Genomic DNA, 14,926 nt, shown 5'->3' with positions numbered 1-14,926 from the left:
CGGACATGCTGAGGTCAGCCGGCGAAGTGGCGGCGACGAGACCGATGGAGGTCATGGTGGCATCGCGAGTGGGAGAGCACCCTGTGCCGGAGAGCGGCACGTACGAGATCGATCCGGCGGCGTCGAGCGCGAACTTCCGTATGCGCACGGTCTTCGGGCTGTTCCCGGTGCGGGGCAGCTTCCGGATCACGCGGGGACGGATCGAGGTGGCCGGACCTGTCGAGAAGTCCACAGTGGACGTCAGGATCGGAGCGCACACGTTCGAGTCGGGTGTGGCGCGCCGCGACGAACACGTCAGGTCGGCCGACTACCTCGATGCGGCCACCCACCCCGAAATCGCGTACCGCGCTGACGGTGTCGAGGTGGGGTCCAACGGGCCGGTCCTGACGGGGGAGTTGACTGTCATGGGCGTCAGCCGGCCGGTCGGCGTCACCGTGGAGAGTGTGGCCGTCGAGGGCCGCAGGCTGACGGTCGTGGGGTCGGCCGTCGTCGACCGGTACGCGTTCGGTGTGACCACCGCGAAGGGCCTGACCGGCCGCCGGCTGACCGTGCGCCTGGACGTCAGGGCGACGCGTTGACCTGCCGCGACACCGGGTGGGGGGTCACGGAGTGTCGGCGCTGGACGGCCGGGGTGTGTGCGGCATCCCGTTGAGCAGCACCCGTAGGCCCCAGCCCAGGCGGGCCTGTCCCGGCCCGGACAGCAGTTCGTCGCCCAGCGCGGCGAGGCGCGGGTGGCTCGTGGCGGACACGTCGTGCAGCGCGGTGGTCAGGGCGTCCCAGTCGCCCTGGGCGTCCTCGTCCCGGTCGCGGGTGGACTGCTCGGCCGCGGTCGAAGTGGCGTACTGCAGAAGGGCGTCCACGCCCCACGCGGCCTGCGCGTCCGGGACACCACCCTCGGCGAGCAGCGCGAGAAGGGCTTCGATCAGGTCGAGGTAGTGCTCGCCCGAGGGCATCGCCACGAGTGCCGAACGGGCGAGGCTCGGATGCTCGAACAGCACGGCGGTGTACGAGAACAGGATCCGCACCAGACGGTCCTGCCAGTCGCCCGCAGCGGTGGCGGGGGAGAGGTCGACCTCGCCGAGCAGCTCGTCCAGGATGGCCGCGTGCAGCTCGGCGGTGTTGCGCACGTACACGTAGAGCGAGGCCGGGCCCGTGTCGAGCTCCTGCGCAAGGCGGCGCATGGTGACGCGCTTGAGGCCTTCGTCGCGCATGATCATGACCGCGGCCGCGACGATGCCGTCCCGGGTCAGGGCGGGCTTGGCCGGGCGTTCTCGGCGGCTGCGGGGTGCTGCGGGCTGGGGGGACACGTGCTCACCGTAACGAGGCGGGTTCGTGACGAACAAGTTCGTCACGAACCTGTTCCCACGGTCTCCGCCGCGTCTCCCATCGTCTCTGCCTTCTCTCCCGCGGTCTCCGCCTCGTCCCCCGCGGCTTCTGCCTTCTCGCGGAACGACGCGAACATGTCGAGCAGGCCCTGCGGTGCGTCGGGGCTGAAGATGACGTCCAGGTTGTCGGCGGAACCGGCTGCGGCGTGCTCGCTGCGGGGGAAGAGCGCTTCCTCGTAGACGGCGAGGGCCTTCTCGGTCTCGCCCGGGTGCGCCAGGATCGCGGCGGCCAGCTCGGCGCCGTCGAGCATCGCCAGGTTGGCGCCCTCGCCGGCGAACGGCGACATCAGGTGGGCGGCGTCGCCCAGCAGGGTCACCCCCGGGACCCGGTCCCACCGGTGTCCGACGGGCAGGGCGTGGATGGACCGCGGGACGAGCGCGCCGTCGGCGTCGCCGATGAGTCCGCGCAAGGCCTCGTCCCAGCCGTCGAAGGACGTGAGGATACGGGCCTTGGCCGCCTCGGTGTCGGCGAAGTCGATGCCGCTGGTGGTGAACCAGTCGGAGGGCACCCGCAGCGCGCAGTAGACGTGGATCCGGCCGTCGCTCTCCCGGTGGGTGAGGAAGCCCTTCTCGTCCCCGAGCGCGAACAGCGCTCCACCGCCGACGACAGCGGCGCTCTCCGGGTGAAGGGTGTCCGCGTCGTCGAGGTACGCCTCGACGAACGAGATGCCGGAGTAGGCGGGGCGGGCGTCGGAGAGCAGCGGGCGGACCTTGGACCAGGCGCCGTCGGCGCCGACGAGCAGGTCGGTGGTGAACGTCTCGCCGGACGCGAGCGTCACCTCGTGGCGGCCCCCGGTCAGCGGGCGGGCGCCGGTGACCTTGGCGCCCCAGCGGATGGTGCCCTCGGGCAGAGAGGCGAGCAGCATGTCGCGCAGATCGTGGCGGTTGACCTCCGGCCGGCCGTCGGTGCCGCCGTTGTCGGACTCCTCCATCCGTACGGTGCCGTGCTGGTCCAGGATCCGCATGGACTCGCCGCCCGCATGGATGGCGGCCACGAACTCCTCGTGGAGACCCGCGGCGCGCAGCGCGGCCTGGCCGGACTCCACGTGCATGTCGAGCATGCCGCCCTGAGGGCGGGCGGCGGCCGAGGCCTCCAGGTCGTAGACGGCCGCTTCGACGCCGCCGAGGTGCAGAACGCGCGCGAGGACGAGGCCGCCGAGTCCTCCGCCGACGATCGCGATGGAGTGGTGGGTGGTGGTCATGCCGTGCTCCTTCAGGTGGAGTGGCGCCCGCCGTTCCGGGAGCCGCTCCACCAAGGTAACGAACATGTTCGTGGCGAACAAGTTTCTAACGAACATGTTCGTAAAATGCGGTGACAGTCCCGGCCCGGGGGATTACGAAACGTCCCGGCCGCACCTCGCATAAGCTGCGTCGATGAGCATTCTTGATGACGCCCGCCCGGGTATGAACCCCGAGATCCGGCCGCAGGACGACCTGTTCGGCCACGTCAACGGCCACTGGCTGGACACCGAGCCGATCCCCGAGGACCGCTCGAGCTGGGGCCCCTTCGTGCAGCTCGCCGACACCGCCGAGGAGCAGGTCAAGGCGATCATCGAGGAACTAGCGGCGGGGGCCGAGTCGACCTCGGCCGACACCGGCGAGGCGCGCAAGATCGCCGCGCTCTACGCCTCCTTCATGGACGAGCGGGCCGTCGAGGCGCTCGGGCTCGCGCCGGCGCGCCCGCTGATCGACGAGGTCGACGCCATCGCCGACCTCCGGGGCCTCGCGACGTTCCTCGGCCGCTTCGAGCGCGTCGGCGGCTCCGGCCTCTTCGGGTCGTACGTCGACACCGACGACCGCAACTCCGACCGCTACCTCGTCAACGTCGTGCAGGGCGGCCTCGGCCTGCCGGACGAGTCGTACTACCGCGACGACAAGTTCGCCGAGATCCGCGACAAGTACGTCACCTATCTCACCGATCTTCTGACGCTCGCCGAGCACGCCGACCCCACGGCCGCCGCGCGCACGGTCCTCGCCATCGAGACCAAGCTGGCCGCGGGCCACTGGGAGCGGGCCGAGACCCGTGACGTGCAGAAGACGTACAACCTCACCACGCTCGACGAACTCAAGGCACTGGCACCGGAGTTCGACTGGCACGGCTACACCGCCGGGATCGGCGGCACCGACGCGACCGTCGCCGAGACCTGCGTCCGGCAGCCGTCGTACTTCGCCCACCTCTCCCAGGTCCTGACCGAGTTCCCGATCGAGCAGTGGCGCGACTGGGTGCTGGTGCGCGTGCTGCGCGCCTCGGCGCCGTACCTCTCGGACGCGTTCGTCCAGAACAACTTCGACTTCTACGGGCGCACGCTCAACGGCACCCCGGAGCTGCGCGCCCGCTGGAAGCGCGCCGTCGCGCTCGTCGAGGGCGCGATGGGCGAGGCCGTCGGCAAGGAGTACGTGGCCCGGCACTTCCCGCCGGCGTCCAAGGCGATGATGGACGAGCTCGTCGCCAACCTCCTCGAGGCCTACCGCCAGTCGATCGCCCGGCTCGACTGGATGACCGACGAGACGAAGGAGCGGGCGTACGAGAAGCTCGCCACGTTCCGCCCCAAGATCGGCTACCCGGACAAGTTCCGCGACTACTCCAAGCTCCAGGTCACCGCGGACGACCTGCTCGCCAACGCGCAGGCGGCCGCGGCGTTCGAGACGGACCGCGAGCTCGCCAAGATCGGCTCGCCGGTCGACCGCGACGAGTGGTTCATGCTGCCGCAGACGGTGAACGCGTACTACAACCCGGGCACCAACGAGATCTGCTTCCCCGCGGGCATCCTGCAGAAGCCGTTCTTCGCGCCCGATGCCGACCCGGCCGAGAACTACGGCGGTATCGGCTCCGTGATCGGCCACGAGATCGGCCACGGCTTCGACGACCAGGGCGCCCAGTACGACGGCGCGGGCAACCTCAACGACTGGTGGACCGCGTCCGACAAGACGTCCTTCGAGGCCAAGTCGAAGGCCCTCATCGAGCAGTACGACGGCTTCTCGCCGCGCAACCTGCCCGGCGAGTCCGTCAACGGCGCGCTCACCGTCGGCGAGAACATCGGCGACCTCGGCGGCCTGACCATCGGCCACAAGGCGTACGTCATCTCGCTCGGCGACACCCCGTCGCCGGAGCACGAGGCCACCACCGGTTCCCAGCGCCTGTTCCTCAACTGGGCCTACTGCTGGCGTACCAAGCGGCGCAAGGAGCAGGAGCAGCAGTACCTGACCATCGACCCGCACTCGCCGCCGGAGTTCCGCGCGAACATCGTGCGCAACCTCGACGAGTTCCACGACGCGTTCAACACGTCGGACAGCGACGGCCTGTGGCTCGACCCGGCGGACCGTGTGCGCATCTGGTAGCGCGCCGATGACGCGTGGCCCGTACCTTTCTGGAAGGTACGGGCCACGGCTGTCTCATCGCGTGGTGACGCCGAAATCGGCGTGCAGCCTGCGGGTGTGGTCCACCGCCCGCACAGGTCCGGTGAGCGTCACCTTCGCGGTCAGCCGGAGGTCGGTGCTGGACGCGCCGAGCCGCAGCTCCAGCTCGCCCGGTTCGACGATCCGCCGCCCGTCCCGCCCGGTGAACGACGCGAGGTCCGCGGGCACCGTCACCCGGATCCGCGCGGCCTGCCCGGGCGCGAGTGCCAGGCGCACGAACCCGACCAGCCGCTGGACGGGCTGCACCACCGAGGCGACCGGGTCGTGCAGATAGAGCTGCGCGACCTCGGTGCCGTCACGGTCGCCCGAGTTCCTTACGGTGAAGGCGAGTTCGGCCTCGCCGTCCGTCCTGACCGTCGCGCGCTCCACGGTGAGATCGGACCAGTCGAACGACGTGTACGTCAGGCCGTGCCCGAAGCCGAACGCCGGTGTCGGATCGATGTTCGACACTTCGTTGACCTGCCCGAGCCGCGCCGCCAGATACGTGGACGGCTGGGCCCCCGGGCCGTTCGGGATGCTGACGGGCAGCCGTCCGGACGGGGCGACCCGACCGCTGAGCACACCGGCGATGGCGGGCGTGCCCTCCTCGCCGGGGAAGAACGACTGGACGACGGCGGCCGACTCCCGTACCGCACGGCCGAGCGCGTACGGGCGTCCCGCCAGGAGCGTCAGCACGACCGGTGTGCCGGTGCCCAGGAGCGTGTTCAGGAGCTGCTCCTGCACGCCCGGCAGCGCGAGCGAGTCCGCGTCGCAGCCCTCGCCGCTGGTGCCGCGGCCGAAGAGCCCGGCGCGGTCGCCCAGCGCGAGGACGACGACGTCGGCGCCACGGGCCAGCTCCACGGCCTCGGCGAAGCCGCCGGTGCCGGTGTCGTCGACGCCGCACCCGGGCGCGGTGACGACCTCGCTGTCGGGGAACTCGGCCCTCAACGCCTCGACCAGGGTGGGCAGTTCGATCCCGGCCGGTATCTCGGGGTGCCGGGCGCCCACGTGCACCGGGAACGCGTAGCAGCCGAGAACGGCCGTCGCGGTGTCGGCGGTCGGGCCGACGACCGCGATCCTGGCTGGCCGGGTCAGGGGGAGTGTGCCGTCGTTGCGGAGCAGGACGACGGCCTGCTCGGCGACCTCCCGGGCGAGGGCGCGGCGGTCCGTGGTGTCCAGGACCACGGTTCCGCGCAGCGCCTGCGGGTCCCCGAGGTCCGCACCGGCCAGCGCCTGCGGCACCGCGTCCCATCCGGTGTCGAGGAGGCCCAGCTGCGCCTTCTGCACGAGTACACGGTGCAGCGCGCGGTCCACGACGGCCTCGGACACCCGACCGTCCGCGACCGCGTCGAGAAGCGGCTGCCCGAACGCCTTGACGGTGGGCAGTTCCACGTCCACGCCCGCCGTCAGCGCGGCGCCGGCGGCCTCACCCCAAGTCGCGGCGACACCGTGCAGGGTCTTGAGGAACCCGACACCGAAGTAGTCCGCCACGACCGTCCCCGTGAAGCCCCAGATGTCCCGCAACAGCCCGGTGAGCAGCTGCTCGTCGGCTGCCGACGGGACGCCGTCCGTGTCGGTGTAGGCGTGCATCACCGAGCGGGCGCCGCCCTCGCGCAGCGCCATCTCGAACGGCGGCAGCATCACATCGGCACGCTCCCTGGGCCCCATGCCGACGGGCGCGAGGTTGCGTCCCGCGCGGGAGGCGGAGTAGCCCACGAAGTGCTTCAAGGTGGCGACGATCCCCGCGGATTCAAGGCCCTGGACATAGGCGGTGCCGAGCGTCCCGACGAGGTACGGATCCTCGCCGATGGTCTCCTCGACGCGGCCCCACCGTGCGTCGCGCACGACGTCGAGCACGGGGGCGAGGCCCTGGTGCACACCCACCGAACGCATGTCCTGCCCGATGGCCCGGGCCATGCGCCGTACCAGCGCCGGATCGAACGTCGCGCCCCACGAGAGCGGGACGGGATAGGCGGTCGCACCCCAGGCGGCGAAGCCCGCGAGGCACTCCTCGTGGGCGACGGCCGGAATGCCGAAGCGGTTGCCCGCGGCGATGCGGCGCTGGGTGCGCAACAGGGACAGCGCGCCGAGAGCGGGGTCGACGGGGGCGGTGCCGAAGGGCCTGGTGAGCTGCCCGAGCCCTCGCGGCAGCAGCGCCTCGAGGTCGACCGGCTCCTCCATCTCATGCTGGTACGGGGCGACTTCGCCGCCCTCGTCGGACGCCCCGACCCAGACGCCGAACAGCTGGGCGACCTTCTCCTGGAGGGTCATCTCGGCAATGAGGGCGTCGGCGCGCGTCTCGTGGTCGAGTGTCGTGTCGCGCCACAGGGGCGTGGTGGAGTCTGTCGTTACGGCCACGATGTGGGTCACTTTCCTCCCACGCCCATGAGCCCCTGGACCAGGGTGCGCCGGGCGAACAGGTAGACGAGCAGGACGGGCACCATGGACAGGACCACGGCGGCCAGCAGCCCCGGGACGTTGATGCCGTACTGGGTGCGGAAGTTGTAGAGCCCCAAGGTGATCACCTTGGTGGAGTCGGACTGGGTGAGCACCAGGGGGAACAGGAAGCCGTTCCACGCCTGGAGGGCGGAGAAGACCGCGATCGTGGCGAGCCCGCCCCGCGACAGGGGGAGTACGAGCTGACCGAACACCCGCCACGAGGAGGCGCCGTCGATGGCCATCGCCTCGTACAGATCCGGGGTGATGTCGCGCATCACGCCGGTCAGGACCAGGGCGCACATGGGGAGCGAGAAGGCCGCGGTCGGCAGGATGACGCCGATGAGGTTGTCGTAGAGCCCCGCCTTGCTGATGACGTAGAACATCGGCACGATCACCGCCTGCGCGGGGATGGCGAGACCGAGCAGGAAGAGGCGGAAGACGGCGGTCGTGACGCGGCCGCGGCTGCGGACGATGGAGTACGACAGCGGCGGCACCACCACGAGGACGATGGCGACCACACACACGGTCACGATCACCGTGTTGAGGAAGTACCGGCCGAAGCCGGTGGAGAAGTCGTCGATGTAGTTCCGCAGCGTGAAGTGCCGCGGCAGGCTCAGCGGACCGCTCGCGCCGTAGTCCGCGCGGGACTGCACGGACGCCGAGACCAGGACGTAGAGCGGTGCGCCGACGACGAGCAGCCAGACCACGGAGCCCAGGCCGGCCAGGTAGTTGGGGCGTTGCTTGCTCACAGGCCCTCCACCGAGCTGCGCATCTTGTCGTAGCCCGAGACCCGTACGACGACGAGCGAGATGACCGTCGCGACCACCACGAGGAGCAGCGCGATGGCCGATCCCGCGCCGAAGTCGAAGCTCTTGAAGGCCTTTTGGTACATGTAGTAGGCGCTGATGGTGGTGTCCGTGCCGGGGCCGCCCTGGGTCAGGATCAGGACGGTGTCGAACGTGGTGAGGCCGCCGACGACCATCAGGATCATCGACGTGATCATGGTGTTGCGCAGTTGCGGCAGCGTGATGTGGAAGAACTGGCGCACCGTGCCCGCGCCGTCGATCTGGGCTGCCTGGTACAGGACTTGAGGGATGGCCCGCGCCGCGCCCTGGTAGATCAGGGTGTGGAACGGGGTGAACTGCCAGGCCCCCACGAAGACCAGCACCCCGATGGCCCCGCTCTGCATGCCGAGCAGATTGCCGTCGCCGAACAGCCACTTGGCCTGCGACGGCACACCGAAGTTGGGGTCGAGCAGGGTGCGCCACAGGACGGAGACCGCGGTGGCGGACAGCAGCAGCGGGACGAAGTAGATCGCCGACAGGATGGCGCGGTTGCGCTGGCGGCCCGCCGCCCAGACGCCGAGCAGGATGCTCAGCGGCGTCTGGACGAGCACGCCCAGGACGGTGATCAGCACGCTCAGCCAGAGGCTGTTGAGCATCACCGGGTCGTTGAGGAGCTTGGTCCAGTTGTCGAGCCCGGCGAACCGCGGCGCGCCCAGACCGTTCCAGTTCGTGAAGGACAGCACGGCGACCAGGACGAGCGGGACGACGGCGAACAGGACGAAGAACAAGGTGGCGGGCAGCGCCCAGGTGAAACCCGGGCGCCCCAGGCCGGCCGTGCGCCGCTGCGCGGGCCGCCGTTCGGCGACGACAGCGGCCTTGGTGACGGTGGTGGTCATCTCGGTACCAGGTCTCACGCGGTGGGCAAGGCCTGCATGGCCTTGATGAAGCCGTCGGTGTCGAGCCCGCCGTTGACGAACTGCTGGACCGCCTGGTGCATGGGCGTCGAGGCGGACTGGGGGTAGGCCTGGTCCCACGAGAGCTGGAACGACGGGGCCTTCTTCACGAGGTCGAGCTGGTACTTCGAGTAGTCCGGGCTCGCGGAGGCGCCGAGGAACTTCTCCGTGTTGGTCGTGGTCGGCAGGTTGCCGATGCCCAGCTGCGCCTTCACGAACTCGTCGGAGTACTGGAGCTTGAGGAACTCGGCGACGGCCTCGGGATGCTTCGTCTTCTTCATCACGGAGTAGAAGTTGTTGGTGTTGCCGACGAGGTTGGCGTCGTCGCCCGAGCCGCCTGCGACCGTCGGGAACGAGGTGTAGCCGAGGTCCTTCTTGGCGAACGCGGGGTGGGAGTCCTGCTGGGTCGAGTACTCCCAGGAACCCATGAGCTCGAAGCCGGCCTTGCCGGTGGCGAGCAGCGTGGGCGAGCCCTGGTCGGTGAACTTGACGGAGTCGTAGTTGGTGCCGAAGGCACCCGCGTCGACGAGCTGCCTGATCATGCCGAGGGCCTTCTTGCTGCCCGCGCTCTCCCAGGCGCTCTTGTCGCCGCCGAGCGCCTTCTGGAAGACGTCAGGGCCGGCGACACGGTCGTAGAGGTACTCGAACCACATCAGCGTCGGCCACTGGTCGCCGCCGCCGAGCGCGATCGGGGTGACGCCCTTGGCCTTCAGCGCCTTCACCGCGCCGAGCAGGTCGTCCCAGGTCTTCGGCGGCGTGACACCGGCGTCGGCCAGCACCTTCTTGTTGTTGAAGAGCAGCACCGGCTGCGTGCCGCGCATCGGGACGCCGTACGGCTTCCCGTTGACCTTCGCGCTGTCGAAGACCGACGGCAGGAAGCTGGACTTGAGGGCCGGGTCCTTCTTGATGAAGTCGTCGAGCGGCAGCAGCAGGTCGGCGTCGACGAAGGGCTTGATGCTGCCTCCGCCCCAGTTGAAGAAGATGTCGGGGGCCTGCGGGGTGCTGATGATGGTCTGCAGCTTCTGCTGGTAGTCGGCGCCCGGGATGGTGTCGAGGACCGCCTTGACCTTCGACGTCTTGTTGAAGGTGGCTACGAGCTGCTTCTCGACCTTGTTGGCCGCGTCCCCGTACACCAGCACGTGGATCTTGTCGGAGTCCCCGCCTCCGGCCGAGTCGGAGGAGCCGCCGCCACAGGCCGACAGGGTCAGACCGAGGGCGAGCGCCACACCTCCGGCGACGGCGCGGGAGATCCGTGCGGGTGTCTTCATCTTTGAAGCCTCTCGAAAGTGTCGGTCAAGAGAGCGAAATATGCTGGGCGGTGTGACGGTAAGGCGCGCCGAACGGGCGGTCAACCCTCGGCGGACGGGTTTCCGAAGCGTTATCGGTTCGGGCGCCTGGCGCAGGGCGGGCCTTGCGGCGAAAGGGCACGACGGGGCGGCGGTCCGGTTCGGGCCGCGGAAGAGGGCGCGGACCATGCGCGCCGACAGTTTCGAAGATCGCCGCTGGGCGTGATGGCCAATAGGCGAGGTGGCGAGGTGGCGAGGTGGCGCGAGGGCTATCGCTCGGCGGGCGCCGCCGTGCTGCTCCGCACGACGAGGCTGGTCGCCAGGTCCATGCGCAGCGTGGCGGGCTTCTTGCCCCGTGCCAGGTCGAGGGTCAGCCGTGCCGCCGCCTCGGCCATCTCGACCAGGGGCTGGCGGACGGTGGTCAGCGGCGGACCGACCCAGCGGGCCAGGGGCAGATCGTCGAAGCCCACGACGCTGACGTCGTCGGGGATCCGCAGGCCCATTTCACGGGCCGCCTCGTAGAGGCCGAGCGCCTGGAGGTCGTTGCCGGCGAACACGGCGGTCGGCCGGTCCGGCAGGCCGAGCAGTTCGAGTCCGGCCGCGTGGCCGGATTCGTGGTGGAAGGTCCCCTCGCGGATCAGCGCCGGGTCGAAGGCGACCCCGGCCGTCTCCAGGGCCGCCCGATAGCCGTCGATCCGGGCACGGCTGCACATCATCCCCGCCGGGCCGGCGATCACACCGATCCGGCGATGCCCCAGCTCCAGCAGGTGCCGCGTGGCGGCGAGCCCGCCCTGCCAGTTCGTGGCGCCGATCGCGGGCACGTCGTCACCCGGGTCGCCCGCCGGGTCCATCACCACGAACGGGATGTCACGGCTGGTGAGCTGCGCCCGCTGCGCGGCGTCGAGCCCGGACAGGACGAGGATCACGCCGGTGGGACGGCGGGCGAGAACGCCGTCGACCCAGGACTGGCCGATGCTGAGCTGTCCGGCGTGCTCGGACAGGACCAGGCTGAGCCCCTCCTCGCGGGCCACGTTCTCGACCCCGCGGATCACCTCCATCGACCAGGAGCTGTCCAGCTCGTGGAAGACCAGTTCAAGGAGGGGGATGGCCGTGGAGTTGGCCCTGCGGCGCTGGTAGCCGTGGCGGCGGAGCAGTTCCTCGACCCGCTCGCGGGTGGCCGGAGCGACATCGGCCCGGCCGTTGAGGACCTTCGAAACAGTCGGAGCGGAGACCCCCGCCTCGCGGGCGATCTCAGCAAGCGTCGCCGTGCCGCCCCCGGAAGGCTCCTGGGACGCCGACGTCTGCTTCTTCTGCACCGTTGAGGAGTTCACGGTACGGATCGTAACTTCATGGGGGTGAGACGAGGCAAGGGGATCAACGCACCCCAGCAGCCTTGACGCACCGGCAAGATCCTTCTAGATTTTCGCAACATGCGTCTTCAGCGTCGAAATAGTTGAACGCGAACACCCCTTGAGGACGGACATGCGGATGCCCGCGACCGATACACCCCTGCGGAACTGGGCGGGAAACGTCACCTTCGGCGCGGCGCGGGTCCACCGTCCGACGTCGGAGGCCGAGCTGAGCCGCACCGTCGCCTCCGCCGAGAAGGTACGGGTCCTCGGCAGTGGACACTCCTTCAACCGCATCGCGGACACGGACGGCGACCTCGTACTCCTGGACGGGCTCGCGCGCCGGGTGCGGGTGTCCGAGGACCGCGCCACCGTGAGCGTCTCGGCCGGCATGCGGTACGCGGAGGTCGCCTCGGCGCTCCAGGAGCGGAGTCTCGCTCTCGCCAACCTGGCGTCGCTGCCGCACATCTCGGTCGCGGGATCCTGCGCCACCGGCACGCACGGTTCAGGGGACTCGTTGCGCGGTCTGGCCACCGCAGTGACCGGGATCGAGCTGATCGGCCCCGACGGCACGCGGACGACGCTGGACCGTGCCTCCGACCCGGACCGCTTCCCCGGCGCCGTGGTCAATCTGGGCGCTCTCGGTGTCGTCGTCGGTATGACACTCGCCGTGGAACCCGCCTTCGACGTCGCCCAGTGGGTGTACGACGACGTGCGGCTGGACCGCATCGCCGAGGACTTCGACACCGTGTTCGGCGCCGCGTACAGCGTCAGCGCGTTCACCGACTGGCGCGCGGAGACCGCCACCGTGTGGCTGAAGCGCCGCACCGACCGCCTGCCGACCGGCACCCCGGGCGACCGGTGGATGGGCGGCCTGCTCGCGGACGGCCCACGCCACCCGGTCCCCGGCATGCCACCGTCGTCCTGCACCGAGCAGCTGGGCGTCCCCGGACCGTGGCATGAGCGCCTGCCCCACTTCCGCCCCGAATTCACCCCGAGCAACGGCGAGGAGCTCCAGTCCGAACTGCTCCTGCCACGCGAGGCCGCGGCCGACGCGATGGCGGCCCTGCGCGCGCTCGGAGACCGGATCGCCCCGGTACTCCTCGTCTCGGAGATCCGCACGGTCGCCGCGGACGACCTGTGGCTCAGCCCGAGCCACGGCCGCGCATCCCTCGCCCTGCACTTCACCTGGGTGCGACGACCCGACGACGTGCTCCCCGTCATCGGCGCCATCGAGGAGCGGCTGCTGCCGCTCGGCGCGCGCCCCCACTGGGGCAAACTGACGACGGCTGCTCCCCGTACCGTCGCCGCGCTCTACGAACGAGCCCCCGACTTCCGGCGGCTACGACAAGAGCTGGACCCGGCAGGGAAGTTCAGCAACGCCTTCGTGACGGAACTCGTCGCCGGTCACTGAACGTGATCCCCTGCGGAGCACCGCAGGGCTGGTCCGTTCGGCGGCGCCCGGGTCGCTGCCCTGCGGCGCCGAACCTAGCGTTCCCACAGGCAGGGGGTATTTCCGTCTGGAGGGTCCACTGTGCGTTCCATAGGTCTCGCTTCCGCAGCGCTGTTCGGCGCCGCCGCGCTTCTGTCCGTGACTGCACCGGCGTCCGTGGCGGACGACGGTGGCGGCACCACCCCCACTTACGATTCCGCTGGTGGCGGTACGACTGCCGCTGGTGAGTCTGTTGGTGGCGGCACCACCCCCACTTACGATTCCGCTGGTGGCGGCACCACTGCCGCTGGTGAGTCTAATGGTGGCGGTACGACTGCGGCTGGTGAGTCTGATGGTGGCGGTACGACTGCGGCTGGTGAGTCTGTTGGTGGCGGTACGACTGCGGCTGGTGAGTCTGTTGGTGGCGGTACGACTGCGGCTGGTGAGTCTGTTGGTGGCGGTACGACTGCCGCTGGTGAGTCTGATGGTGGGGGTACGACCGCGGCTGGTGAGTCCGATGGTGGCGGCACCACTGCCGCTGGTGAGTCCGATGGTGGCGGCACCACTGCCGCTGGTGAGTCCGATGGTGGCGGCACCACCCCCGCTCGCGAGTCCGATGGTGGCGCCACCACCCCCGCTCGCGAGTCCGATGGCGGCGCCACCACCCCCGCCCGCGAGTCCGACGGTGGCACTCGTCCCACGACGCCCACAGTGCCGAGGGGCGTAGAGGCCGGAGACGGCGGAAGCCTTTCCAAGCCCGATGCCGCACAGCTCCTGGCGGGCGCCGCCCTGGTGGCCGGTGCCGTGGGCGCTGGCGTGTGCGCAGCCAGGCGCCGCTCCGGTTCGCAGGACTGAGACAGTCTGGTTACGACCTCCGCCGCGCCGGAGTCGCACGTTCGCGTGCCGTCCTGGCTGCCTCGCCCACCGACCCGTGGTGCACCCGGCCGTGCCCGGGCAGCAGCATGTCGCCCGCAAGGTTCTCGAACACGTCCAGGGAGTCGCGGGTGCGATCGCGGTCCCTGTCGAACATGGAGGGCAGGAGCTGAGGTCCCCGCATGCGAGAGGTCGGGTGGCCGGTGACCAGGCCGTCGCCGGAGATGACGATGCCCGCGCCGGGGAGGTGGTAGGCGCAGTGGCCCGCGGTGTGCCCGGGGGTGTGGACGGGGACGGGGCGGCCCGGCAGGTCGAGGGCACCCTCAGTGGGGAACGGCTGGGCCCGGTCGACGCGGGCGTCCGTCGTCCCGCCGGAGCGCAGGGCGTGAACGGCCCAGGGCAGGACACCCGGGCGCCAGCCGTTGCGCAGGATCCGGCCGAGCGAGACCTGGTGCAAGAACTCGCGCCGGGCGTGCGGGACTTCGGCCTCGTGCGCGTACACCGGTGCGTCGAAGGTGCGGCTGAGGTAATCGGCGGACCCGAGGTGATCGTTGTGCGCGTGGGTGAGCAGGATCGCCGTGACCGCCTCGGGGGAGTGGCCCGCCGCGTCCAGTGAGTCCAGGACCTGCTGCCGGTCGCCGGGATAGCCGCAGTCGATGAGAGTGACGGCGTCGCCCTCGCTCAGGATCACCCAGTTCGTGTTACTGCCGTGGACCAGATGAACGCTGTTGGCGGCGTGGACGAGGGTGTCTTCGCGCATGACGGACCGCATCTCTTGAGGTATGCCGCTGGTGGCCGGGGGAGTGATGGGAGAGCCGGGGGTACCGCAGTGACCGGTCTGCGACTGCGGTCGCAGGCAGGGTAGTTGATCGCCTGCCCGCCCGGATGCCTTCGACGAGGAGTCGCGCCGATATCGCGCCGATACGTGCGGGATCCCTTGACAGTCATCCGATGAATTTATAGCTTCCGTGGCCAGAAGCTCCTCAATTGAGCCAACTACCTCGCAAACGTTGGATGTTCGGTCCGTA

General features: G+C 70.2%; 11 protein-coding genes. 3 read left to right on the top strand and 8 right to left on the bottom strand.

From position 1 onward, the window contains the following. The first annotated feature begins 53 nt into the window (after positions 1–53). Positions 54–578, top strand: coding sequence for a YceI family protein (locus tag CG723_RS18765; RefSeq protein ID WP_100594691.1), 525 nt, complete (start codon positions 54–56; stop codon positions 576–578). A 24-nt stretch (positions 579–602) separates the two neighbouring features. Here the strand turns inward: CG723_RS18765 and CG723_RS18760 are convergent, their stop codons facing one another. Beyond that, complete coding sequence (locus tag CG723_RS18760; protein ID WP_100594690.1) at positions 603–1,307, bottom strand: TetR/AcrR family transcriptional regulator; 705 nt, start codon at positions 1,305–1,307, stop codon at positions 603–605. A gap of 41 nt (positions 1,308–1,348) precedes the next feature. Next, on the bottom strand, positions 1,349–2,587 hold the full coding sequence (locus CG723_RS18755; protein ID WP_100594576.1) for an FAD-dependent oxidoreductase: 1,239 nt from the start codon (positions 2,585–2,587) through the stop codon (positions 1,349–1,351). Positions 2,588–2,759: 172 nt separating this feature from the next. Here CG723_RS18755 and CG723_RS18750 point away from each other — a divergent pair, with 172 nt between their 5' ends. Beyond that, positions 2,760–4,724: a M13 family metallopeptidase gene (locus CG723_RS18750; RefSeq protein ID WP_100594575.1), complete on the top strand. Its 1,965-nt coding sequence runs from the start codon at positions 2,760–2,762 to the stop codon at positions 4,722–4,724. Positions 4,725–4,778: 54 nt separating this feature from the next. Here CG723_RS18750 and CG723_RS18745 read toward each other — a convergent pair whose 3' ends face one another. From CG723_RS18745 to CG723_RS18725, 5 genes are all read right to left on the bottom strand, one after another. Beyond that, positions 4,779–7,151, bottom strand: coding sequence for a beta-glucosidase (locus tag CG723_RS18745; RefSeq protein ID WP_442802570.1), 2,373 nt, complete (start codon positions 7,149–7,151; stop codon positions 4,779–4,781). Then, complete coding sequence (locus CG723_RS18740; protein ID WP_100594574.1) at positions 7,148–7,969, bottom strand: carbohydrate ABC transporter permease; 822 nt, start codon at positions 7,967–7,969, stop codon at positions 7,148–7,150. The genes CG723_RS18745 and CG723_RS18740 overlap by 4 nt, the downstream gene beginning before the upstream one ends. Next, positions 7,966–8,901 carry a carbohydrate ABC transporter permease gene (locus CG723_RS18735; RefSeq protein WP_100594573.1) on the bottom strand — a complete coding sequence of 312 codons (936 nt, stop codon included), beginning with the start codon at positions 8,899–8,901 and terminating at the stop codon, positions 7,966–7,968. Before CG723_RS18735 ends, CG723_RS18740 begins: the two co-directional genes overlap by 4 nt. A gap of 14 nt (positions 8,902–8,915) precedes the next feature. Then, a complete protein-coding gene (locus tag CG723_RS18730; protein ID WP_100594572.1) occupies positions 8,916–10,226 on the bottom strand; it encodes an ABC transporter substrate-binding protein in 1,311 nt (436 codons plus the stop codon). Between the two features lie 287 nt (positions 10,227–10,513). Next, positions 10,514–11,560 carry a LacI family DNA-binding transcriptional regulator gene (locus CG723_RS18725; protein ID WP_234374393.1) on the bottom strand — a complete coding sequence of 349 codons (1,047 nt, stop codon included), beginning with the start codon at positions 11,558–11,560 and terminating at the stop codon, positions 10,514–10,516. Between the two features lie 172 nt (positions 11,561–11,732). On the opposite strand from CG723_RS18725, the gene CG723_RS18720 reads away from it, so the two are divergent. Beyond that, entirely contained in the window at positions 11,733–13,007 is a 1,275-nt protein-coding gene (locus CG723_RS18720; RefSeq protein ID WP_100594688.1) for a D-arabinono-1,4-lactone oxidase, read from the top strand. A gap of 883 nt (positions 13,008–13,890) precedes the next feature. Here the strand turns inward: CG723_RS18720 and CG723_RS18715 are convergent. Next, the gene (locus CG723_RS18715) at positions 13,891–14,658 is read right to left on the bottom strand and encodes an MBL fold metallo-hydrolase (protein WP_100594687.1); all 768 of its coding nucleotides are present in this window, start codon (positions 14,656–14,658) and stop codon (positions 13,891–13,893) included. Positions 14,659–14,926: the final 268 nt, after the last annotated feature.

Origin of the sequence: Streptomyces sp. CB01635 (genome assembly GCF_002803065.1) — a bacterium.
In the GTDB taxonomy this organism is placed as follows: Bacteria; Actinomycetota; Actinomycetes; order Streptomycetales; family Streptomycetaceae; genus Streptomyces.
Note: the sequence above shows the minus strand (reverse complement) of the source record. Positions and strands in the feature narration are given on the sequence as shown.